The 19,856-nt window shown below is 59.2% G+C and carries 21 protein-coding genes; 5 read left to right on the top strand and 16 right to left on the bottom strand.

Translation table 11 applies throughout. The features are described from left to right. Nucleotides 1–20 precede the first annotated feature (20 nt). The 11 genes from Q8K09_RS13395 to ccoN (Q8K09_RS13345) all read right to left on the bottom strand — a co-directional run bounded on the left by Q8K09_RS13395 (nt 21) and on the right by ccoN (Q8K09_RS13345) (nt 11,293). Nucleotides 21–2,420, bottom strand: coding sequence for a heavy metal translocating P-type ATPase (locus tag Q8K09_RS13395; protein ID WP_305255460.1), 2,400 nt, complete (start codon nt 2,418–2,420; stop codon nt 21–23). A 72-nt stretch (nt 2,421–2,492) separates the two neighbouring features. Beyond that, nucleotides 2,493–2,999 carry a FixH family protein gene (locus Q8K09_RS13390; RefSeq protein ID WP_305255459.1) on the bottom strand — a complete coding sequence of 169 codons (507 nt, stop codon included), beginning with the start codon at nt 2,997–2,999 and terminating at the stop codon, nt 2,493–2,495. Between the two features lie 14 nt (nt 3,000–3,013). Then, a complete protein-coding gene (gene ccoG / locus Q8K09_RS13385) occupies nt 3,014–4,420 on the bottom strand; it encodes a cytochrome c oxidase accessory protein CcoG (protein WP_305255458.1) in 1,407 nt (468 codons plus the stop codon). Nucleotides 4,421–4,557: 137 nt separating this feature from the next. Further along, on the bottom strand, nt 4,558–5,544 hold the full coding sequence (gene ccoP / locus Q8K09_RS13380; RefSeq protein WP_305255457.1) for a cytochrome-c oxidase, cbb3-type subunit III: 987 nt from the start codon (nt 5,542–5,544) through the stop codon (nt 4,558–4,560). After that, the gene (locus Q8K09_RS13375) at nt 5,541–5,726 is read right to left on the bottom strand and encodes a cbb3-type cytochrome c oxidase subunit 3 (protein WP_305255456.1); all 186 of its coding nucleotides are present in this window, start codon (nt 5,724–5,726) and stop codon (nt 5,541–5,543) included. The genes ccoP (Q8K09_RS13380) and Q8K09_RS13375 overlap by 4 nt, the downstream gene beginning before the upstream one ends. A 5-nt stretch (nt 5,727–5,731) precedes the next feature. Next, nucleotides 5,732–6,340: a cytochrome-c oxidase, cbb3-type subunit II gene (gene ccoO / locus Q8K09_RS13370; RefSeq protein WP_305255455.1), complete on the bottom strand. Its 609-nt coding sequence runs from the start codon at nt 6,338–6,340 to the stop codon at nt 5,732–5,734. Then, the gene (ccoN, locus tag Q8K09_RS13365) at nt 6,340–7,782 is read right to left on the bottom strand and encodes a cytochrome-c oxidase, cbb3-type subunit I (protein ID WP_305255454.1); all 1,443 of its coding nucleotides are present in this window, start codon (nt 7,780–7,782) and stop codon (nt 6,340–6,342) included. Before ccoN (Q8K09_RS13365) ends, ccoO (Q8K09_RS13370) begins: the two co-directional genes overlap by 1 nt. Nucleotides 7,783–8,130: 348 nt before the next feature. After that, on the bottom strand, nt 8,131–9,060 hold the full coding sequence (gene ccoP / locus Q8K09_RS13360; RefSeq protein ID WP_305255453.1) for a cytochrome-c oxidase, cbb3-type subunit III: 930 nt from the start codon (nt 9,058–9,060) through the stop codon (nt 8,131–8,133). After that, nucleotides 9,057–9,227: a cbb3-type cytochrome oxidase subunit 3 gene (locus Q8K09_RS13355; protein ID WP_370869537.1), complete on the bottom strand. Its 171-nt coding sequence runs from the start codon at nt 9,225–9,227 to the stop codon at nt 9,057–9,059. Before Q8K09_RS13355 ends, ccoP (Q8K09_RS13360) begins: the two co-directional genes overlap by 4 nt. Nucleotides 9,228–9,245: 18 nt before the next feature. Further along, the gene (gene ccoO, locus Q8K09_RS13350; RefSeq protein WP_305255451.1) at nt 9,246–9,854 is read right to left on the bottom strand and encodes a cytochrome-c oxidase, cbb3-type subunit II; all 609 of its coding nucleotides are present in this window, start codon (nt 9,852–9,854) and stop codon (nt 9,246–9,248) included. Next, the gene (ccoN, locus tag Q8K09_RS13345; RefSeq protein WP_305255450.1) at nt 9,854–11,293 is read right to left on the bottom strand and encodes a cytochrome-c oxidase, cbb3-type subunit I; all 1,440 of its coding nucleotides are present in this window, start codon (nt 11,291–11,293) and stop codon (nt 9,854–9,856) included. Before ccoN (Q8K09_RS13345) ends, ccoO (Q8K09_RS13350) begins: the two co-directional genes overlap by 1 nt. 105 nt (nt 11,294–11,398) lie before the next feature. On the opposite strand from ccoN (Q8K09_RS13345), the gene Q8K09_RS13340 reads away from it, so the two are divergent. After that, on the top strand, nt 11,399–12,079 hold the full coding sequence (locus Q8K09_RS13340; RefSeq protein WP_305255449.1) for an alpha/beta family hydrolase: 681 nt from the start codon (nt 11,399–11,401) through the stop codon (nt 12,077–12,079). Nucleotides 12,080–12,189: 110 nt separating this feature from the next. Here the strand turns inward: Q8K09_RS13340 and queD are convergent, their stop codons facing one another. After that, nucleotides 12,190–12,546: a 6-carboxytetrahydropterin synthase QueD gene (gene queD, locus Q8K09_RS13335; protein ID WP_305255448.1), complete on the bottom strand. Its 357-nt coding sequence runs from the start codon at nt 12,544–12,546 to the stop codon at nt 12,190–12,192. Nucleotides 12,547–12,839: 293 nt separating this feature from the next. On the opposite strand from queD, the gene Q8K09_RS13330 reads away from it, so the two are divergent. Beyond that, entirely contained in the window at nt 12,840–13,307 is a 468-nt protein-coding gene (locus tag Q8K09_RS13330) for a DUF3429 domain-containing protein (protein WP_305255447.1), read from the top strand. 18 nt (nt 13,308–13,325) lie between these two features. On the opposite strand, the gene Q8K09_RS13325 is transcribed toward Q8K09_RS13330, so the two are convergent. Together Q8K09_RS13325 and Q8K09_RS13320 are read right to left on the bottom strand one after the other, a co-directional pair. Continuing rightward, nucleotides 13,326–13,940, bottom strand: a complete 615-nt coding sequence (locus Q8K09_RS13325) for a hypothetical protein (protein ID WP_305255446.1) — start codon at nt 13,938–13,940, stop codon at nt 13,326–13,328. A gap of 7 nt (nt 13,941–13,947) precedes the next feature. After that, complete coding sequence (locus tag Q8K09_RS13320) at nt 13,948–15,582, bottom strand: methyl-accepting chemotaxis protein (RefSeq protein ID WP_305255445.1); 1,635 nt, start codon at nt 15,580–15,582, stop codon at nt 13,948–13,950. Between the two features lie 304 nt (nt 15,583–15,886). Between Q8K09_RS13320 and Q8K09_RS13315 the strand changes: the two genes are divergently transcribed. From Q8K09_RS13315 to Q8K09_RS13305, 3 genes are all read left to right on the top strand, one after another. Next, nucleotides 15,887–16,717, top strand: coding sequence for an undecaprenyl-diphosphate phosphatase (locus tag Q8K09_RS13315; RefSeq protein WP_305255444.1), 831 nt, complete (start codon nt 15,887–15,889; stop codon nt 16,715–16,717). Nucleotides 16,718–16,803: 86 nt separating this feature from the next. Further along, nucleotides 16,804–17,772, top strand: a complete 969-nt coding sequence (locus Q8K09_RS13310) for an alpha/beta fold hydrolase (RefSeq protein ID WP_305255442.1) — start codon at nt 16,804–16,806, stop codon at nt 17,770–17,772. A gap of 39 nt (nt 17,773–17,811) precedes the next feature. Further along, nucleotides 17,812–18,525 carry a cold shock and DUF1294 domain-containing protein gene (locus Q8K09_RS13305; RefSeq protein ID WP_305255441.1) on the top strand — a complete coding sequence of 238 codons (714 nt, stop codon included), beginning with the start codon at nt 17,812–17,814 and terminating at the stop codon, nt 18,523–18,525. Between the two features lie 4 nt (nt 18,526–18,529). Here Q8K09_RS13305 and Q8K09_RS13300 read toward each other — a convergent pair whose 3' ends face one another. Together Q8K09_RS13300 and fabI are read right to left on the bottom strand one after the other, a co-directional pair. After that, nucleotides 18,530–18,883: an MmcQ/YjbR family DNA-binding protein gene (locus Q8K09_RS13300; protein ID WP_305255440.1), complete on the bottom strand. Its 354-nt coding sequence runs from the start codon at nt 18,881–18,883 to the stop codon at nt 18,530–18,532. Between the two features lie 172 nt (nt 18,884–19,055). Beyond that, complete coding sequence (gene fabI / locus Q8K09_RS13295; RefSeq protein WP_305255439.1) at nt 19,056–19,850, bottom strand: enoyl-ACP reductase FabI; 795 nt, start codon at nt 19,848–19,850, stop codon at nt 19,056–19,058. Nucleotides 19,851–19,856: the final 6 nt, after the last annotated feature.

The raw sequence follows: 19,856 nt of genomic DNA, 5'->3' as shown, positions 1-19,856 counted from the left end.
TCGGTAAAGCGTGATCCACCCTACTGGCGCGTTAGCCGTAATGCATTCAACACCACCAGCAGCGAGCTGAGCGACATGCCCAGCGCGGCCCAGATTGGTGTAATCCAGCCGATGGCAGCGAAGGGTAATACCAGGCCATTGTACAGGCTGGCCCAGGTCAGGTTCTCGATGATGATCCTGCGGGTGCGTCGCGCCAGGCTGAAGGCCTGGATAAGGCTGCTCAGGCGGTTGGAGAGCAGTACTGCATCGGCGCTGGTTTTCGCCAGGTCGGTGGCGCTGCCCATGGCCACGCTGATATCAGCACCGGCCAGCACCGGGACGTCATTGACCCCGTCACCGAGCATCAGTACCCGGCGACCCTGTGCATGCAGTTTGTGCAGCTCCGCCAGTTTGGCGTCTGGGGTCATGCCGCCGCGTGCGTCTTCGATGCCGAGTTGACGCGCCACTTCGCCAACCATCGGTGAGCTGTCGCCCGATAGCAGCAACACGTGCCAGCCGCGCGCGCGGCAAGCGTCGAGCAAGGCGGGGGCGTCGTCACGCAGGCGGTCATCGAGGACAAACCAGGCGAGCGGGCCTTGGTTGTCGCCGAGGAGCAGCCATTGGCCCTGTTCGCCGGGAATCGTCGGGGCGAGCAGGCCGCTTAACTGGCTGACAAATTCGGGCTGACCAATACGCAGTTCACGGCCTGCGACCAAGCCCTGCAAACCTCGCCCGGGAATGCTGTCGACCTGCTCAGCGGCCTGCGCTGCACGGCCAAAGGCGCGAGCAATCGGGTGCTCCGAGCGATTTTCCAAGGCTGCAGCCAATGCCAGGCAGGCATCGCTGTCCAGTGCGCCGAGTGGGTGGATGGCGCTCAGGGTCAGGCGGCCCTCGGTCAGGGTGCCGGTCTTGTCGAAGATTACCGTGTCGATCTGGTTGAGACCTTCCAGCACGTGCCCGCGAGTCAGCAGCAGGCCGAGTTTATGCAAACTGCCGGTGGCGGCGGTCAGTGCGGTCGGCGTGGCCAAGGCCAAGGCGCAGGGGCAGGTGGCAACCAGCAGGGCGAGTACGATCCAGAAAGCGCGTGATGAGTCGATCTGCAGCCAGATCCCGCCAACCACGGTGGCCACTACCAGTACGATCAGCAGGAACCATTGTGCGACCTTGTCGGCGATTTCTGCCAGGCGTGGTTTCTCACTTTGAGCACGCTCCAGCAGGCGGACGATGGCTGACAACCGGGTTGCATCGCCAAGCGCCTGCACTTCGACGGTCAGTGGGCCTTCAACGTTGAGGGTGCCGGCGGTCACGCTGTCGCCGACGGTGCGTGGCTGGGGCAGGTATTCGCCAGTGAGCAGCGATTCATCGACGCTCGACTGGCCGCTGAGAATGCGCCCGTCGGCGGGTAGCAGGGCGCCTGGCGGTACCAGTACATGCTCGCCGGTGCGCAATTCGCTGAGCAGAATCCGCTGGCTTTGGCCATCGGTATCCAGGCGCAGGCAGGAGGCGGGGAGCAAATTGACTAACTGTGAGGTTGCCGCCGCGGTGCGCTCGCGGGCGCGCCGCTCCAGGTAGCGACCGGCGAGCAGGAACAGGGCGAACATGCCGACTGCATCGAAATACAGCTCGCCCTGGCCGGTGACGGTCGACCAGATGCCTGCGACATAGGCGCCGCCGATGGCCAGCGACACCGAAACGTCCATGGTCAGGTGGCGGGTGCGCAGGTCGCGCATGGCGCCACGGAAGAACTGGCCGCAGCAGTAGAAGACGATCGGGGTAGTGAGGAACAGGCTGACCCAGCGCAGAATCTTGTCCAGTTCTGGGCTGAGGTCGACGTTGAACTCTGGCCAGGTGGCCATGCTGGCCATCATCACCTGCATCCAGAGCATGCCGGCCACGCCCAGTTCGCGCATGGCGCGGCGGTTTTCCCGCTGCAACTGCTCGGCGGCGGCGTCGGCATGCCAGGGGTGGGCGGCATAGCCGATCTTGCGCAGTTCTTGGAGCAACTGGCTGAGAGGCAACTGACTGTCGGCCCAGCGCACTTGCAGGCGGTGGTTGGACAGGTTGAGGTGAGCCTCGGCAACGCCCGGCACATCGCGCAGGTGCTTTTCAATCAGCCAGCCGCAGGCGGCGCAGCTGATGCCTTCGATCAGCAGGCAGGTTTCATTGAGCCCGCCGTGCTGTTCGACAAAGGGCTGCTGCACATCCGCACGGTCATACAATGCCAGTTCATCGGGCAGTGCCTGTGGCAGGCTTTGCGGGTTGGTGGCGCTTTCGCTGCGGTGTTTGTAGTAGTGCTCCAGCCCGCCCGCGACTATGGCCTCGGCCACCGCCTGGCATCCAGGGCAGCACATGGCACGGGTTTCGCCCAATACCTGGGCGTGGAAACGACCGCCGGTTGGGACTGGTAAACCGCAGTGGTAACAGGGGAGAGGGCTAGCCATTGGGAGGGCAGTCTGAGGTCTGATACTTGAGCAAGAAGGGCGCAGCAGGCTGCGCCCTCAAGGGAGCGAACGCTATTGTGCGTCACCGAGGCGGATGGTTTTGCCGCTTTCCAGGGTTTCTTCTTCGAACAAGCGCCAGTCCTTGCCTCCTTCCTGGCCAATCAACTCAACGAAACGCCGACCCTGAACGGAGTCCTGCATTTGGCCGCGGTAGACACCGTCGCCTTGCGGTTGCAAAACGATGCGCCGGTCACGCTCGGGTTGGGTTGGCGAGATCAGGTTCAGCACCAATTGCGCAGGGCCGCTATTGCCTTGCAGTTGCAAGTGAGCAACCCCGGTCTCGTCATTGAGGTCGAGGGTGGCGCGCAGTTGCAATTGTATGGCCAGGGATTCACGCTCCAGTGACTGGTTGATGCCTTTGCCAACATCGTAATAATCGTCGGAAATCAGGCCCGGCGGGTTCTTGATGGAGATGGTCAGCAGGGTCAGCCCTTGCACCACTGAATAAGCCAGCAGGGAGATAAGGAACCAGGGCCAGAACTGCTTGAACCAGGGTTTGATCGGTGCATCTTCAGACATGCTTGGCCTTTTGATCAGCGGACGCTCGGGCCGATAAAGCGGCTGGCAGCGTCGTTTTGGATGCTCGCATCGTCTGCGGAGCGTATGCGAAACATAACTTCATTGGTGCTGGACGGCAGTTTTTCCGGATCGATCGAGAGCTCGACCGGCACCGATAGTACTTCACCAGCAAGGGCTTTGATTTCCCGCTTGCCTTCGTAAACCAGGCCATCGAGACCATCGGCTTCGATCAGGTAGACGATTTCTTGCTGGGCTTTGTTCATGATTTTCAGGGTGTAGACATTCTCGATCCGGCCTTCCTCGTTCTCGCGATAGAGCACGCGATCCTTGAGTACGTCCAGCTCGACCAGCGAGCGGTTGGCCACGGCCCAGGCGAAGACCGCCATCATAGCCAGCAACGCGATGGCATAGCCGATCAGGCGCGGACGAACCAGGTGGGTTTTCTGTCCCGACAGGTTGTGCTCGGTGGTGTAGCTGATCAGCCCTTTGGGGTAATCCATTTTCTCCATGATGCTGTCGCAGGCGTCGATGCACGCCGCGCAGCCGATGCATTCGATCTGCAGGCCGTCACGTATGTCGATGCCGGTCGGGCAGACATTCACGCACATCATGCAGTCGATGCAATCGCCCAGGCCTTCAGCCTTGTAGTCTGCATCGCGTTTGCGTGGGCCGCGCTGTTCGCCGCGGCGTGGGTCGTAGGAGACGATCAGGGTGTCCTGGTCGAACATCACGCTCTGAAAGCGTGCGTACGGGCACATATAAATGCACACCTGTTCGCGCAGGTAACCGGCGTTGCCATAGGTGGCGATGGTGAAAAAGCCGACCCAGAACGCTGCCCAGCCACTGGCCTGCAGGGTGAGGAGTTCCGGGATCAGTTCACGGATTGGCGTGAAGTAGCCGACAAAAGTGATGGCCGTGAGCAGGGAGACCCCAACCCAGATACTGTGCTTGGCCAGCTTGCGCAGGAATTTCTGGGCGCTCATCGGCTCTTTGTCGAGCTTCATGCGCTTGTTACGGTCGCCTTCGGTGACCTTTTCTGCCCACATGAATACCCAGGTGTATACGCTCTGCGGGCAGGTGTAACCGCACCACACGCGTCCGGCATAGACGGTGATAAAGAACAGGCCGAAGGCGGCAATGATCAACACGGCTGACAATAGGACGAAATCCTGGGGCCAGTAGGTGGCGCTGAGGATGTGGAATTTGCGCTCTGGCAGGTTCCACCAGACGGCTTGGCGGCCATTCCAGGTTAACCAGACAGTGCCGAAATAGAGGAGGAACAGCAGGGCGCCACCGAGCATGCGCAGATTGCGGAAGATACCGGTGAAGGCGCGGGTGTAGATTTTTTCGCGATTGGCGTAGAGGTCTACGGTTTCGACCTTGGCCGGGGTGACGTCTTTAACGGGAATCTGCGAGCTCATCAGTATGTACCACGGCGGTTGGTTGGCTGCCCCGGCCGATACATGCCAGCCGGGGTCATTCTCACTGTTGCGCTATGGTACGCCTGGCTTGCCCTGGCTGGGTGCGACCGGAGGTCGCGCTCAGTTCAGGTGGAGAATTACTTCTCCTCGGGTTGTTGCGACAGGCTGTAAACATACGCCGCCAACAAGTGCACTTTGTCATTGCCGAGGAAGTCTTCCTGGGCAGGCATCTTGCCGTTACGACCATGGCGCAAGGTTTGCTGAATCTGAGCGAAGCTTGAACCATACAACCAGATTCGGTCGGTCAGGTTCGGCGCGCCCATGACCTGTTGGCCCTTGGCATCAGCACCATGACAGACTGCACAATTACTCGCGAAGATGTTTTGACCTGCGGCAAGGTCTACCTCGATACCTTCCGGATTTTTCAGGCCAGACAAGGTGCGTATATAGCCGGCGACATTGCGGATGCCATCTTCGCCAATTACAGCAAGTTGCGCAGGCATCATGCCCTGGCGGCCTTTGAGCAGGGTCTGCTTGATGGTTTCCGGCTCGCCGCCATACAGCCAGTCGTTATCGGTCAGGTTAGGGAAGCCGTAGGCGCCCTTGGCGTCTGAGCCGTGGCACACCGAGCAGTTGGACGCGAACAAGCGACCGCCCATCTTCAGTGCTTGCTCATCCTGGGCAACCTGTTCGATTGGCATGGCAGCATATTTGGCAAAGAGCGGCCCGTATTGAGCGTCAGCCCTGGCCATTTCCTTTTCCCACTGATGTGCGCCCGTCCAGCCAGCATTGCGCATGCCGTCACTGACCTGGATATCAGTAGCAAATGGCGTCTTGGCTTTGTTATCGAGGTACTCATAGCCCGGTAACAGACCTTTGAAGTTACCCAGGCCCGGATAGAGCACCAGATAGCCGAGCGCAAAGACGATGGTGCCAAGGAACAGCATGAACCACCACTTTGGCAGTGGATTGTCGTATTCCTCGATACCGTCGAAGCTATGCCCGACGGTTTCTTCGGTGGTTTCCTGGCGTTGCCCCTTACGGGTGCCAAAAATAAGCCAGGTCAACGCGAAGATGGTGCCTAGCGATAGGATTGTTACGTACCAACTCCAGAACGTGGTCATTGGTTATTGCTCCTGGAAGATTTCTCGTCGCGCTCACTGGGTTTGGGCTCGTCGGCGAAGGGCAGGTTGGCGGCCTCGTCAAAGTTTTCTTTGCGTCGGCTGCTGTAGGCCCAGAGCACCAAGCCAATAAAGGCAATGAACACCACTACTGTGCCTATACCGCGAATAGTCCCGATATCCATGTGCGTTACCGTTTGTTCTTGATTGACGTGCCAAGGACCTGCAGGTACGCGACCAGCGCGTCCATTTCAGTCTTGCCCTTCACTGCGTCCTTGGCCCCGGCGATGTCTTCATCTGTGTAGGGGATACCAAAGCCACGCATGACTTCCATCTTCTTGGCTGTGTCCTTGCCGTCGAGTTTGTGCTCAACCAGCCAAGGGTAGGCCGGCATCTTCGACTCGGGCACCACGTTGCGCGGGTTGTACAGGTGGGCGCGTTGCCACTCGTCCGAGTAGCGGCCGCCAACCCGGGCCAGGTCCGGACCGGTACGTTTTGAGCCCCATAAGAACGGGTGGTCGTAGACGCTTTCGCCGGCGACCGAGTAGTGGCCGTAGCGCTCGGTTTCAGCGCGGAATGGGCGGATCATCTGCGAGTGGCAGCCGACGCAACCATTGGCGATATAAATGTCACGGCCTTCCAGTTGCAGTGCGGTGTAAGGCTTCATGCCTTCCACCGGCTCATTAACCACATCCTGGAAAAACAGCGGCACGATCTGGGTCAGGCCGCCGACGCTGACGGCGAGAACCATCAGCAGCGCCATCAGGCCGATATTCTTCTCGATGATTTCGTGTTTCATCAGTGAGCGCTCCCAGCGTTGAACTGCGCGGCCGCTTCGTATTCAGCTGGCTTGGCGACTCGCACGGTGCGGTAGGTGTTGTAAGCCATCAACAACATGCCGGTGACGAAGAACATGCCGCCGATCATGCGCACCACGAACCCAGGATGGCTGGCTTCCAGTGCTTCGACGAAGGAGTAGGTGAGGGTGCCGTCCTGGTTGACTGCGCGCCACATCAAACCCTGGGTGATGCCGTTGACCCACATCGAGGCGATATAAAGCACGGTACCGATAGTGGCCAGCCAGAAGTGCAGGTTGATCAGCGCAATGCTGTGCATCTGCTCGCGGCCATAGACCTTCGGGATCAAGTGATAAAGCGCGCCAATGGAGATCATCGCTACCCAGCCGAGAGCGCCGGCATGTACGTGGCCGATGGTCCAGTCGGTGTAGTGCGACAGGGCATTGACGGTCTTGATCGCCATCATCGGACCTTCAAAGGTCGACATGCCGTAGAAGGCCAGCGATACCACCAGGAAGCGCAGGATCGGGTCAGTGCGCAGCTTATGCCAGGCGCCCGACAGGCTCATCATGCCGTTGATCATGCCGCCCCAGCTTGGCGCCAGCAGAATCAGCGACATCGCCATGCCCAGGCTTTGCGCCCAATCCGGCAGTGCGGTGTAGTGCAGGTGGTGCGGGCCGGCCCAGATGTACAGGGTGATCAGTGCCCAGAAATGCACGATGGACAGGCGATACGAGTAGATCGGCCGCTCGGCTTGTTTGGGGACAAAGTAGTACATCATCCCCAGGAAGCCGGTGGTCAGGAAGAAACCTACTGCGTTGTGGCCGTACCACCACTGGATCATTGCATCGGTCGCGCCGGCGTACATCGAGTACGACTTGAACAGGCTCACCGGCACAGCAGCGCTGTTGACGATGTGCAGCATGGCGGTGACCAGGATGAATGCGCCGTAGAACCAGTTGCCCACATAGATGTGCTTGGTTTTGCGCTTGACCACGGTGCCGAAGAACACAATCGCGTAAGCGACCCAGACAATGGTGATCAGAACATCGATCGGCCATTCCAGTTCGGCGTATTCCTTGCTGCCGGTGAAGCCCATCGGCAGGGTGATGACGGCCAGTACGATCACTGCCTGCCAGCCCCAGAACACGAATGACGCCAAACCGTCGGAGATCAGGCGAGCCTGACTGGTGCGTTGCACCACATAGAAAGATGTGGCCATGAGTGCGCATCCGCCGAAGGCGAAGATCACCGCGTTGGTGTGCAGGGGGCGCAGACGGCCGAAGCTCGTCCATTCCATGCCCAGGTTGAGTTCCGGCCACACGAGTTGTGCGGCGATGAACACACCTAGAAGCATACCAATGACTCCCCAAATCACCGTCATCACGGCGAATTGGCGTACCACCTTGTAGTTATAAGCAGTCTGACTGATTGCTGTGCTCATGCTGGCTTCCACGGTTAATGGATTTTTTAGGGGCAAAAATCGGCGGCAAGTATGGAGAAGACAGGGGGGCATTGCAATCTTGCAGGCCCGCCGGGTCGTGCGTTCGAAGGCTTTGGGCAAGGGTTTGGGAGTGTTTGACAGCGTCTGACGACAGCTGGGAAACCGCGCAGGAAAAACCTTGCCCTGGGTCACGGTGTCTTACGACTGAGGCCAAGCTTAACTCAAATCAAGAAATGACCAAGCCGTAGCGAGCTTATGCGACGTTGCGTCGCACCTGCTGCGGCTGGCGGTAGAGGGGGTGTTGAGGGGGTTGGCGACAGCAGGCTGCCGCCAATTTTACGGGGAGGCTTACTCTGCCTTCTGCCCCTGGCTCAGGCTCATTACATAGGCGGTCAACAGGTGCACCTTGTCGTTGCCCAGGTACTGCTCTTGGGCCGGCATCTGGCCGTTACGGCCGTGACGGATGGTCTGTTGCAATTGCACCAGGCTGCTGCCGTAGATCCAGCCGGCGGGCTTAGTCAGGTCGGGTGCGCCGAGCATGGCCATACCTTTGCCTTCTGCGCCGTGGCAAGCCTGGCAGTTGGTGGCATACAGCTGCGCCCCCCGTTGCGGATCAAACGACTTGTCGGCAGGCAGTGGTAAGCCTGCGAGGTCGTGGCGCACATAGGCGGCAACTTGCTGAACGCCGTCTTCGCCAATCACTTGGCTCCACGCCGGCATTACGCCCATGCGGCCATTGAGGATGCTGGTCTTAATCGTCGCGGGCTCGCTGCCCCAACGCCAATGGTTGTCGGCAAGGTTAGGAAAGCCCGCCGAACCCTTGGCGTCGGAACCATGGCAAACCGAGCAGTAGGTGGAGAACATGCGGCCACCCATTTTTAGTGCCTGCTCGTCTTTGGCTACTTCTTCCAAGGGCATGGCGGCATATTTGGCGAAGATTGGCCCGTACAGTGCATCGGCCTGATCAACTTCACGTTCCCATTGTGCGACTTGGGTCCAGCCATCTTCGTAGCCTGGCAGCAGGCCTTTCCAGTTGCCAAGGCCCGGGTAGAGGACCAGGTAGCCGATGGAAAAGATCAGCGTGCCGATGAACAACATGAACCACCACTTGGGCAGTGGGTTGTCATATTCCTCAATGCCATCGAAGGAGTGACCCATGGTCTGCTCGGTCTCGCTCTTGTGCGCCTCGCCCTTGCGGGTCGCGAAGATCAGCCAGAACAGGGCGAGCAGGGTGCCAACGGTCAGCAGGGTTACATACCAGCTCCAGAAGGTGCTCATGGGGTGTTGCTCCTCGGTGCAGCAGACGTGGGTTCATCGGCAAAAGGCAGGAGTGCCGCCTCGTCGAACGTGGCGCGACGCTTGCTGCTGTATGCCCAGAGCGTGACGCAGACGAAGGACAGCAGGACCAGTGCCGTACCTATACCGCGCAAGATGCCGATATCAATGATTGCGAATGACATGGCCTACCTCTTGTTTTTGACGGCGGTGCCGAGTACTTGCAGATAGGCGACCATGGCGTCCATCTCGCTTTTGCCCTTGACCGCCTCGGCGGCACCAGCGACGTCTTCGTCGCTGTAAGGCACGCCAACCATGCGCAGTGCCTTGAACTTGGCGGCGGTGTCCTTGCCGTCCAGGGTGTTCTCCACCAGCCATGGGTAAGATGGCATCTTCGACTCAGGCACTACATTGCGCGGGTTGTACAGGTGGGCGCGGTGCCACTCATCCGAGTAGCGGCCGCCGACTCGGGCCAAATCCGGCCCGGTACGCTTGGAGCCCCAGAGGAACGGATGGTCGTAAACGCTTTCGCCAGCGACCGAGTAGTGGCCATAGCGTTCGGTTTCAGCACGGAACGGCCGGATCATCTGCGAGTGGCAGCCAACGCAGCCTTCGCGGATATAGATATCGCGGCCTTCCAGCTGCAGCGCGGTGTAAGGCCTGAGGCCAACCACCGGCTCATTGACCGTGTCCTGGAAGAACAGCGGGACGATCTGGGTCAGGCCACCGACGCTGACGGCGAGCACCATCAGCAGTGCCATCAGGCCGATATTCTTCTCGAGTATTTCGTGTCTCATCAGTGGGCTCCTTCAACCGAATACTGTGCAGCGGCTTCCCGCTCGGCGGCCTTGGTATGGCGCACGGTCTGCCAGACGTTCCAGGCCATCACCAGCATGCCGCTGAAGAAGATCGAGCCGCCGATCAGGCGTACCAGAAAGCCGGGGTGACTGGCTTCAAGGGCTTCGACGAAGGAGTAGGTGAGGGTGCCGTCTTCGTTGACTGCACGCCACATCAGGCCTTGGGCGATGCCGTTGACCCACATCGAGGCGATGTAGAGCACGGTGCCGATAGTGGCCAGCCAGAAGTGCACATTGATCAAACCGATGCTGTGCATTTCGTCGCGACCGAAGACTTTCGGGATCATGTGGTACATCGAACCGATCGATACCATGGCTACCCAGCCAAGAGCGCCGGCGTGAACGTGGCCGATGGTCCAGTCGGTGTAGTGAGACAGGGCGTTGACGGTCTTGATCGCCATCATCGGGCCTTCGAAGGTGCTCATGCCGTAGAAGGCCAGGGACACCACCAGAAAGCGCAGAATCGGGTCGGTACGCAACTTATGCCATGCGCCCGACAAGGTCATCATGCCGTTGATCATGCCGCCCCAGCTCGGAGCCAGCAGAATCAGCGACATCACCATGCCCAGGCTCTGCGCCCAATCCGGCAGCGCGGTGTAGTGCAGGTGGTGCGGGCCAGCCCAGATGTAGACGGCAATCAGTGCCCAGAAGTGCACGATCGACAGGCGATAGGAGTACACAGGACGTTGTGCTTGCTTGGGCACGAAGTAGTACATCATGCCGAGGAAGCCGGCAGTCAGGAAAAAGCCTACTGCGTTGTGCCCGTACCACCACTGGATCATCGCATCGGTAGCGCCTGCGTAGGCCGAATACGATTTGGTGAAGGTCACCGGAATGGCCATGTTATTGACCAGGTGCAAGATGGCCACGGTGAGGATGAAGCCACCGAAGAACCAGTTACCCACGTAGATGTGGCTAACCTTGCGCTTCATGATCGTGCCAAAGAACACGATGGCATAGCTGACCCAGACCACGGTGATCAATATATCGATCGGCCATTCCAGTTCCGCGTATTCCTTGGAGCTGGTAAAGCCAAGCGGCAGACTGATGGCGGCCAGCAAGATTACTGCCTGCCAGCCCCAAAAGGTGAATGCCGCCAACTTGGGCGCAAAGAGGGTCGCCTGTGAGGTGCGTTGCACCGCATAGTAGCTGGTTGCAAATAGCGCACAGCCGCCGAAGGCGAAGATCACCGCGTTGGTGTGCAGCGGGCGCAGGCGCCCGAAGCTGAGCCACGGCAGGTCGAAGTTGAGTGCGGGCCAGGCGAGTTGTGCGGCGATCAATACGCCGACCGCCATACCGACTATGCCCCACACCACTGTCATGATGGCAAATTGGCGAACCACCTTGTAGTTGTAGGCGGAACTGATTGTAGTGTTCATGTCTGGGCTTCCATCCACGGTTATGGGCAGATCATTCAAAACAATTGGCCGTGCGCGAGCAGTTGCTCTGACACATGGCAAAAGACTTCTAAGAGCGGAGTAAGCATGAACAAAGGGCAAAGTGCCGGTATTGACGGGGATCAATGCGCACGGCCGGCGGGGCAAGAAGAATGGCTGTGGAATCGGCCGGTTGCTGCGGCAAAAGCCACCCTGATCGTGGCTCATGGTGCGGGCGCGCCGATGGACAGCGAATTCATGACGCAGATGGCGCAACTGCTCGCTGCACGTGGGGTTGCGGTGCTGCGCTTCGAGTTCGACTACATGGCCGCGCGGCGCCTGGATGGCAAGAAACGCCCCCCGAACCCCCAGGCCAAGCTGCTGGAGAAATGGCGTGAGGTGTATACCCAGGTGCGCCATCAAGTCGCAGGCCCACTGGCTATCGGCGGCAAGTCCATGGGCGGACGCATGGCCAGCTTGGTCGCCGATGAGCTGGGCGCTGATGCGCTGGTGTGCCTGGGTTATCCGTTTTATGCCGTTGGCAAGCCGGACAAGCCGCGGGTCGCGCACCTTGCCGAACTGCGCACACCGACCCTGATTGTCCAGGGCGAGCGTGACGCCTTAGGCGATCGCCAGACAGTAGCGAGTTATCAACTTGCCGAGGCGGTGATGTTGCACTGGCTGGCGAGTGGCGATCACGACCTCAAGCCGCTGCAGCGCTCAGGCTTCACACATGCGCAGCATATGCAGACTGCAGCCGATACGGTGGCGGGATTTCTAACGGACTAAAGCCACAGCGCATGCTGTCCCACAAGGCCTTATGGGCTGCCGCTGACAGCCCCGCCAACAGCCGCGCTTAACGGCAATAGCGCCTGAACCGAGGTGGGGCGACGGTTGGCTCAGTCTCCGCGGTATTCGCAGCCACTGGTGCAGGTTTCGTGGATGCGGATGCGGGACAATTCCGGGAGTAGAGGCTTGAGCTGTTGCCAGATCCATTTGGCGACGACTTCGCTGGTTGGGTTTTCCAGGCCAGGAATTTCGTTCAGGTAGTTATGATCAAGCTGTTCGTAGAGTGGCTTGAAGATCGCTTTGATCTCAGAGAAGTCGCGAATCCAGCCGGTATAAGGGTCGACCTCACCTTCGATATACACGGCAACGCGAAAAGAATGGCCGTGCAAGCGTCCACATTTATGCCCTGCAGGCACATGGGGAAGTCGATGGGCAGCTTCGAAGGTAAACTCTTTGAACAGTTCCACAGGTTGTCTCTCTAAAATACGCGACTGAAATCATCGCTCCGATAAGGTGTGATATTAACAGTTCAGGTTGTGCTTTAACCAATGCAGTGCTGCCGGGCATGCCAGATACTCAATGCCGGGGCGCGTGCTTTTGTGACATTCGGCGCGCTCGATTGGCGTGTATGGCTTGCCTAAGTCGAGACGACGGCGAGTCTCATCACCGTTTACCGCTGGAAATGACCCTATGGTCTTTGCCCAATGCGCACGCAAGCAGCATGCTATGGCGGCATAAAACAGAAAATCAGGAGTAGCCAATGCACCCCTTTTACGCCGAAAAACCACCGCAGATTGCAGTTTTGCTCGGTTTTGCCGGATTGCTACCCTTTGTCAGCGGAGCGCTGGGGATCTGGGTGATCCCACTGGGTTGGCGTCCTTTCGTGCTTGAGGCTTTGTTGGATTATGCAGCCTTGATTCTGGCTTTTATGGGAGCGATCCATTGGGGCTTGGCGATGCGTGCCGAGGAGGCTGATGAGCAAGCGCAGATCCAGTTAGGCCTGTCGGTAATCCCCCCCTTGCTTGGCTGGCTGGCCATTTCTGCCGGGCTGCCAATGGCGCTGGCCTTGCCAACGTTGCTCATCGCGTTTGTGGGGCTTTATTTTGCTGACGTACATGCCGTCAAGTTGGGGCTGGCCCCACGGTGGTATTCAAGCCTGCGCATGCCGCTGACAGTGGTCGTCTCGCTCAGCCTGTTACTGGCTTGGGCCAGTGTACTGGTTGCATGAGTGACCGTCGGCCTGGCGCTAGCACGCCAGGCTATCCGCCTGGCGATAGAGCATTAGCAGCTTGCGGGTAATGGTCTGCTGAATGTCATTGCGCTCGAACACCGATAACCGATTGAGGTGAGTTACTTGCAAGCGGTGCAAGTGGATGTAGGGCATCTGTTGGTCGAACTCGCGCAGATCCCCCTTCATCATGATGGGTAGAAACACGTCACCGGCTTTCTTCTGATTGCTGATAATTTGCGCCAGTGCGCGTTTGAACGGCATGGTTTTCGGCGCCGGTCCGCCATCTTTGATTTGTGTACTTAGCAGCAGGCCTGGCTTGCCCAGTACCACACCGGGCAATATGCATAGCCCGGTTTTGCGCACGGCAAGCGCCTCGATGCCGTGCAGGGTGTCATGGAACGCATAGGGATTGGGCAGCACCACCATCTTGCGTTGCTGGTCGAGGGGGAAGTGCAGGTTGTAGTTGGTATAGAGCTGGCGCACGGATTCGGAATAGACGCATAAGCGATTCTCGAACAACTTGATGAACCGCTCCGCCAGTTCTCGACGCGCCATGCTGTCAAGATCCCAGATCAGGTCCAGGTTCTGTGGCCGGTCGAGGTCGACTTCCTGATGCTCCATCCCACTCATTCATGCCTCACACGCGAAACTGACCCAGTACTCGGTTTAGTTGCTCTGCCAGTTGGCCCAGGCGCTGGCTGGCCTCGCTGGACTGTTCTGCTGCCAGCGCATTGCTGTGGGCTAAGCCAGCCGCTTGGGTAACATTCTGATTGATATCTTCAACAACTTGCGACTGCTGCAGTGTGGCGCTGGCGATCGAAGCATTCAAGCCGGTCAGGTTGCGCAGTGATTGGGCGATTTGCCCCAGGCTCTCGCCGGCCTGACTGGCCTGCTCGACAGTAAGCTGCGAGGCACGACTGCTTTCGTTGATGACCTTTACTGCTGCTTCCGAGTTGCCTTGCAAGCGCTCGATCATACCCTGAATTTCAGCAGTCGATTGCTGGGTGCGCTGGGCCAGCAAACGCACTTCGTCGGCGACCACGGCAAACCCGCGACCTTGTTCACCCGCGCGTGCAGCTTCAATTGCCGCATTGAGAGCGAGCAGGTTGGTCTGCTCGGCAATTGAGCGTATCACCTCCAGAACGCTGCCTATCTGGGTACTCTCCAAGGCCAGCTTTTGGATCACGTCTACCGCTTGATCGATAGTGCCGGAGAGTTGACCGATCTGCCGCAGGCTGGCATCGATGTTCTGCTGGCCCTGACTTGCCTGGGCTTCGGCGGTATGTACTTCGCTCGATGCATGTTCGGCATTTTTCGCTACATCCTGCACGCCATAGGTCACCTCATTGATGGCCGTGGCCACCAGTTCCATCTGCTGAGATTGCTGTTGGCCATGCTGCTGGGCTTCGCGAGCGATGCTGCCGAGCGAGCGCGCTGCTTCATCAAGGGTTCGGGCAGAGTCGAGTGATTGGCGGATGACGCGGCGCAATTTTTCGGTGAAGGCATTGAAGTGCTCAGCCAGGGCGGTCAGTTCGTCCTTGCCGTTTGCTGCCATGGCTTGAGTGAGGTCGCCTTCACCGCTGGCTATATTGGCCATGGCATCGACAGCCTCTTGCAGGGGGCGAGTAATGCTGCGCGAGATCAGGGTTACCAGCAGAGCCATCAGGAGGGCGATTGCACCGCTGATGCCCGCGGTGCGCCAGACCTGAGTCTGGAATTGCGCCTGGACATCATCGACATATACCCCGGAACCGATGATCCAGCCCCAAGGCTGGAACAAACTCACGAAGGAGGTCTTGGCTACCGGGTCGCTTGAGCCCGGCTTTGGCCAGCGATAGTTGACCAAGCCTGAGCCATTGGCCTTGCTGACCCGCACCATTTCATTGAACAGCTCTTTGCCGTCTGGATCTTTGAAGCCCGAAAGGTTCTGCCCTTCAAGTTTGGGGTTGGTCGGATGCATGACCATGGTAGGCGTCAGGTCATTGATCCAGAAATACTCCTGGCTGTCGTAGCGCAGTCCCCGGATTAGCGCCATGGCCTGTTGCTGCGCGTCCTCACGACTGAGCTTGGCGGCTGTCTCGAGGCTGTGATAGTGGGCAAGGATGCCGGCTGCGCTCTGTACCACGTGTTGGGTTTTCTCTTCTTTGGCGGCATACAGGTCGCGATGGATCTGTTGCAGCATCAACGCGCCAAGAATGCTCAGCATGAGAATGGCGACGCCCAGAATAAGCCACAGGCGACGACTGATGGGCAGGCTGCGTAGGCTGTTCATAGTATGGCTCTCTAGGTTCTTGTTCTGGGTCAGGGCGCGTCCCTTATATATTGAATGCGCCTCTTAGGGTTCTAGACCTTCCGCCAATTGGATTACGGCTCTCCTGTTAGATGTCACTCGCGCGCTTGCGCATGAGCCTGCTTGATACGGCAATAGGCTTTCGTCTCTGATAGCATTTCGGCCCGCGGAGCTGAAACCTGAGTTTTCAGGTTTTTCGTGCGGTTAAACGCTGTGTAAGACTTTAGCAGCGGCGTACTCATTTATGTTGTTCGTGCGGTAGATGCCGCACGCTTTAGGAGCGTTGATGGATCTCTGGGTCGCCGTACAGTCGTTGATTTTGGGCATTGTCGAGGGTATTACCGAGTTCTTGCCGATATCCAGTACCGGTCATCAAATCATAGTCGCCGATCTCATTGGTTTTTCTGGTGAGCGGGCAATGGCCTTCAATATCATTATCCAGTTGGGCGCCATCCTTGCCGTGGTGTGGGAGTTCAGGCGCAAGATCATTGAGGTGGTGCTCGGTTTGCCGCGCGAGGCCGAGGCCCAGCGCTTTACCAGTAACCTGCTGATTGCCTTCATGCCTGCGGTGATTCTTGGGGTGGCCTTCGCCGACCTGATTCACCAGTACCTGTTCAACCCGATTACCGTAGCGGCTGCGCTGATAGTGGGTGGGGTGATCATGCTCTGGGCCGAGCGGCGTGAGCATGTTATCCATGCCGAAAGCGTCGACGACATGACCTGGAAGGATGCGCTGAAAGTTGGCTGCGCCCAGTGCCTGGCAATGATCCCAGGTACTTCGCGCTCGGGTGCGACCATTATTGGCGGCCTGTTGTTTGGTTTGTCACGCAAGGCGGCGACCGAGTTTTCCTTTTTTCTGGCGATGCCGACCATGGTCGGTGCGGCGGTTTACTCCGGCTACAAGTACCGCGAGTTATTTCTGCCCGCGGATCTGCCGGTATTCGCCATCGGCTTTGTCACTTCGTTTATCTTCGCCATGATTGCCGTGCGTGGACTGCTCAAGTTTATTGGTAACCATAGCTATGCGATCTTCGCCTGGTATCGCATCGGTTTCGGTTTGCTGATTCTGGCGACCTGGCAACTGCATTTAATCGACTGGAGTACCGCCCAAGGTTGAGCGTGTAAGGCTGCATTCGGCGGATTAATAAAAGGCGCGCTGCTTGGCGCGCCTTTGTCATAGTGATCTCCGCTCATGGAGGCACTATGAATTCGCTCGAACACCAACTGCTCGCCGTCAACGGCATCACCCTCAGTCTCTACAGTGCAGGCCCTGTGGAGGGCCGCCCGCTGTGGCTGCTGCATGGTTTTCCTGAATGCTGGCACTCCTGGCGCCAGCAAATCGGCCCTTTGGCTGCGGCGGGTTATCGCGTGTGTATCCCGGAAATGCGCGGCTATGGGCAAAGCAGCGCGCCGCGCGATTCGGTGGCGTATGACCTGATTACCTTGTGCGGCGATATCCAGGCCGCAATGGAGCTGCTTGGGCACAGCCAGGCCTGCGTGGTCGGCCACGACTGGGGTGCGCCGGTTGCCTGGCACCTGGCGCTCCTGGAGCCGCAGCGGGTAAAGGCGGTGGTTGGCATGGCCGTACCCTTCGGCGGGCGGCCCAGGCAGCCCGCGATCGAGATGATGCGTCAGCACTATGCTGAGCGCTTCCATTACATTCTGCATTTTCAGCAACCCGGGGTTGCCGAGCAGGAAATGGACGCCGATATCCCACGTACCCTGCGCATGATGATGCACAACACCTCCGCCGCCGTGCCCAAGGACTTCTTCCTCCAGGAAAAATCGGCTGGCGCCGGGTTGTTCGACGGCATGCTGGACCCGGGCGTGTTGCCGGCGTGGTGCGATGCCGAGGCATTCAATCACTACCTGAAGACGTTCACTGGGCGCGGTTTTCATGGCGCACTCAATTGGTACCGCAACTTTGAGCGCAACTGGCAGCGCACCGAGGCATTGGCTAACAAACAGATCGAACAGCCGGCGTTGTTCCTGCTCGGTGACATGGACCCGGTAGGGACTCTAGAGGCCTATACCCTCAAACAAATGCCTACACGCATCGCCAACCTTGAGCAGCACGTGCTGAGCGATTGTGGCCATTGGATCCAGAACGAGCAGGCTGCCGAGGTTAATCGGTTATTGCTGGGGTTTCTCCGGCGGCATTACCCTGCGTGAGCCCGCTAGAATAGGTTTTTCAGTTTAGGGCTAGCCGTCATGGAGCAGCGCGGGTTGTTGCGCAATTGGGACGATGACAAGGGCTTCGGCTTTATCCAGCCGCAGCAGGGCGGTAGCGAGGTTTTTGCGCACATCTCGGCGCTGCGGGGCGATCGGCGTCCGGTGGCCGGAGACCAGGTGTTGTATATCGCTGGCAAGGATCGGCAAGGGCGCGTGCGCGCCGAGCATATTCGCCTGGCCGGCGATCTGGTCCTCGATCAGCCGGACATCCGGCGTAAGCCGCGCTCCGTCAAACCCGCCGCCGTTGTGCGAAAACCCGCTCAGGCGCGGGCGAAGCGCGAGGCCGTGGGCGTGATTCATAATCTGCGCCTGAAGTTGCTGCTGTTTTGCGCACTATGCGGCCTGCCATTGTTCGGCGCGCTGCAGCTACAGGCGAATTCAGGGTTTGTCTGGGTGTTGGTGGTGTATGTGGCGGCCAGTCTGATCAGCTTCGGGCAATACTGGCATGACAAGGCTCGCGCACTGAACGGTGGCCGGAGAACGCCGGAGAACAGTTTGCACCTGGTCGAGTTGCTGGGTGGCTGGCCCGGCGCCTTGCTGGCCCAGCAGGTGTTTCGCCATAAAACCCGCAAGCCGTCCTATCAGCTGTGGTTCTGGTTAATCGTCACCGCGCACCAGGCGTTTTGGGTCGATTGGCTGTTACTGGACGGTGCCTATTTCGGCGAAATACTGCGCGCCTACCTGCCGCGCTAGGCAATCAAGGATCGAGCAGCAGGCCGGCTTGTAGGCGCTTGGGCAATTTGCGCACCACCAGTTGGTGCGAGCGGGTCAGCAGTTGCCACAGTTCGTCGTCGCCGATCGGTGGATGGGTGCAACTCATGCTCACCCAGTGCGCCCGTGCCAGGTAGGGCGCGGGTCGGATGCCCGGACGGTCGACATAGCCGAGGAACAGATCGCTGTCGACCTTGAACGCCAGTTCATGGCCGAGAACGTTGAGGATGGCGAACATCTTGGTGCCAGCCACGGAAAACACCTGGTTATTGCCCCATTTGAAGTCTTCGCGGGCGCCGGGCAATTGCAGGCAAAAAGCCGCTATTTGCTGTTGTTTCATCTGCGTCGAGCCTGGCTGCGGGTTCTCTGGTTAAGCTGACAGCGTTAGCGTGTTGCAGGGACGCCAAGAGCGCTGTTGCGTGTGTGGACCTTATACGCAAACGCCCCGAACCAGTCGGGGCGTTTGTTTGGATGCCGTTAATGTACGGCCATTGCCTCGCGGGGCGTGGCAATCACTCTTCCATCGCACCCATGGCAGTGGTGTTGAAGCCACCGTCGACGTACATGATTTCGCCGCTGACGCCTGAGGCCAGGTCGGAACAGAGGAAAGCGCCGGCGTTGCCGACTTCGTCGATGGTCACGTTGCGGCGCAGCGGGGTCTGCTTCTCGTTGGCGGCGAGCATCTTGCGGAAGCTCTTGATCCCTGAAGCGGCGAGGGTGCGGATCGGGCCGGCGGAGATGGCATTGACCCGCGTGCCTTCTGGGCCGAGGCTGCCAGCCAGGTAACGTACGCCGGCTTCCAGGCTGGCCTTGGCCATGCCCATGACGTTGTAGTTAGGCATGGTGCGCTCAGCGCCCAAGTAGGACAGGGTCAGCAGGCTGCCGTTGCGGCCTTTCATCATTTCGCGGCCGGCTTTGGCCAGGGCGACGAAGCTGTAGGCGCTGATGTCGTGAGCGATGCGAAAGCCTTCGCGGGTGGTGACGTCGGTGAAGTCGCCATTCAGTTGGTCGCCAGGCGCGAAACCAACCGAGTGGACGATGCAGTCCAGGCCGTCCCATTGCTTGCCCAGGGCTTCGAATGCCGCAGCGATTTCTTCATCGCTGGCCACGTCGCAGGGAAAGCACAGCTCGGGACCGGAGCCCCAGCCGGCGGCGAACTCTTCGACGCGACCTTTGAGTTTTTCGTTCTGATACGTGAAGGCCAGTTCGGCGCCTTCGCGGTGCATGGCCGCGGCGATGCCTGAGGCGATGGACAGTTTGCTGGCAACGCCAACGATCAGTACGCGCTTACCGCTTAGAAAACCCATGTGTGC

Origin of the sequence: Pseudomonas sp. (genome assembly GCF_030683065.1) — a bacterium.
Lineage (GTDB): Bacteria > Pseudomonadota > Gammaproteobacteria > Pseudomonadales > Pseudomonadaceae > Aquipseudomonas.
This window is presented reverse-complemented; position numbering and strand designations above follow the sequence as displayed.

Excerpts from the sequence above, each read along its gene's own strand:
- fabI (WP_305255439.1), bottom strand. The coding sequence starts at position 19,850 with ATGGGTTTTCTAAGCGGTAAGCGCGTACTGATCGTTGGCGTTGCCAGC.
- Q8K09_RS13315 (WP_305255444.1), top strand. The coding sequence starts at position 15,887 with ATGGATCTCTGGGTCGCCGTACAGTCGTTGATTTTGGGCATTGTCGAG.
- ccoN (WP_305255454.1), bottom strand. The coding sequence starts at position 7,782 with ATGAGCACAGCAATCAGTCAGACTGCTTATAACTACAAGGTGGTACGC.
- Q8K09_RS13340 (WP_305255449.1), top strand. The coding sequence starts at position 11,399 with ATGAACAAAGGGCAAAGTGCCGGTATTGACGGGGATCAATGCGCACGG.
- Q8K09_RS13375 (WP_305255456.1), bottom strand. The coding sequence starts at position 5,726 with ATGGATATCGGGACTATTCGCGGTATAGGCACAGTAGTGGTGTTCATT.
- ccoO (WP_305255451.1), bottom strand. The coding sequence starts at position 9,854 with ATGAGACACGAAATACTCGAGAAGAATATCGGCCTGATGGCACTGCTG.
- Q8K09_RS13330 (WP_305255447.1), top strand. The coding sequence starts at position 12,840 with ATGCACCCCTTTTACGCCGAAAAACCACCGCAGATTGCAGTTTTGCTC.
- Q8K09_RS13390 (WP_305255459.1), bottom strand. The coding sequence starts at position 2,999 with ATGTCTGAAGATGCACCGATCAAACCCTGGTTCAAGCAGTTCTGGCCC.
- ccoO (WP_305255455.1), bottom strand. The coding sequence starts at position 6,340 with ATGAAACACGAAATCATCGAGAAGAATATCGGCCTGATGGCGCTGCTG.
- ccoN (WP_305255450.1), bottom strand. The coding sequence starts at position 11,293 with ATGAACACTACAATCAGTTCCGCCTACAACTACAAGGTGGTTCGCCAA.
- ccoP (WP_305255457.1), bottom strand. The coding sequence starts at position 5,544 with ATGACCACGTTCTGGAGTTGGTACGTAACAATCCTATCGCTAGGCACC.
- ccoP (WP_305255453.1), bottom strand. The coding sequence starts at position 9,060 with ATGAGCACCTTCTGGAGCTGGTATGTAACCCTGCTGACCGTTGGCACC.
- Q8K09_RS13325 (WP_305255446.1), bottom strand. The coding sequence starts at position 13,940 with ATGAGTGGGATGGAGCATCAGGAAGTCGACCTCGACCGGCCACAGAAC.
- Q8K09_RS13310 (WP_305255442.1), top strand. The coding sequence starts at position 16,804 with ATGAATTCGCTCGAACACCAACTGCTCGCCGTCAACGGCATCACCCTC.
- ccoG (WP_305255458.1), bottom strand. The coding sequence starts at position 4,420 with ATGAGCTCGCAGATTCCCGTTAAAGACGTCACCCCGGCCAAGGTCGAA.
- Q8K09_RS13305 (WP_305255441.1), top strand. The coding sequence starts at position 17,812 with ATGGAGCAGCGCGGGTTGTTGCGCAATTGGGACGATGACAAGGGCTTC.
- Q8K09_RS13395 (WP_305255460.1), bottom strand. The coding sequence starts at position 2,420 with ATGGCTAGCCCTCTCCCCTGTTACCACTGCGGTTTACCAGTCCCAACC.
- Q8K09_RS13300 (WP_305255440.1), bottom strand. The coding sequence starts at position 18,883 with ATGAAACAACAGCAAATAGCGGCTTTTTGCCTGCAATTGCCCGGCGCC.
- Q8K09_RS13320 (WP_305255445.1), bottom strand. The coding sequence starts at position 15,582 with ATGAACAGCCTACGCAGCCTGCCCATCAGTCGTCGCCTGTGGCTTATT.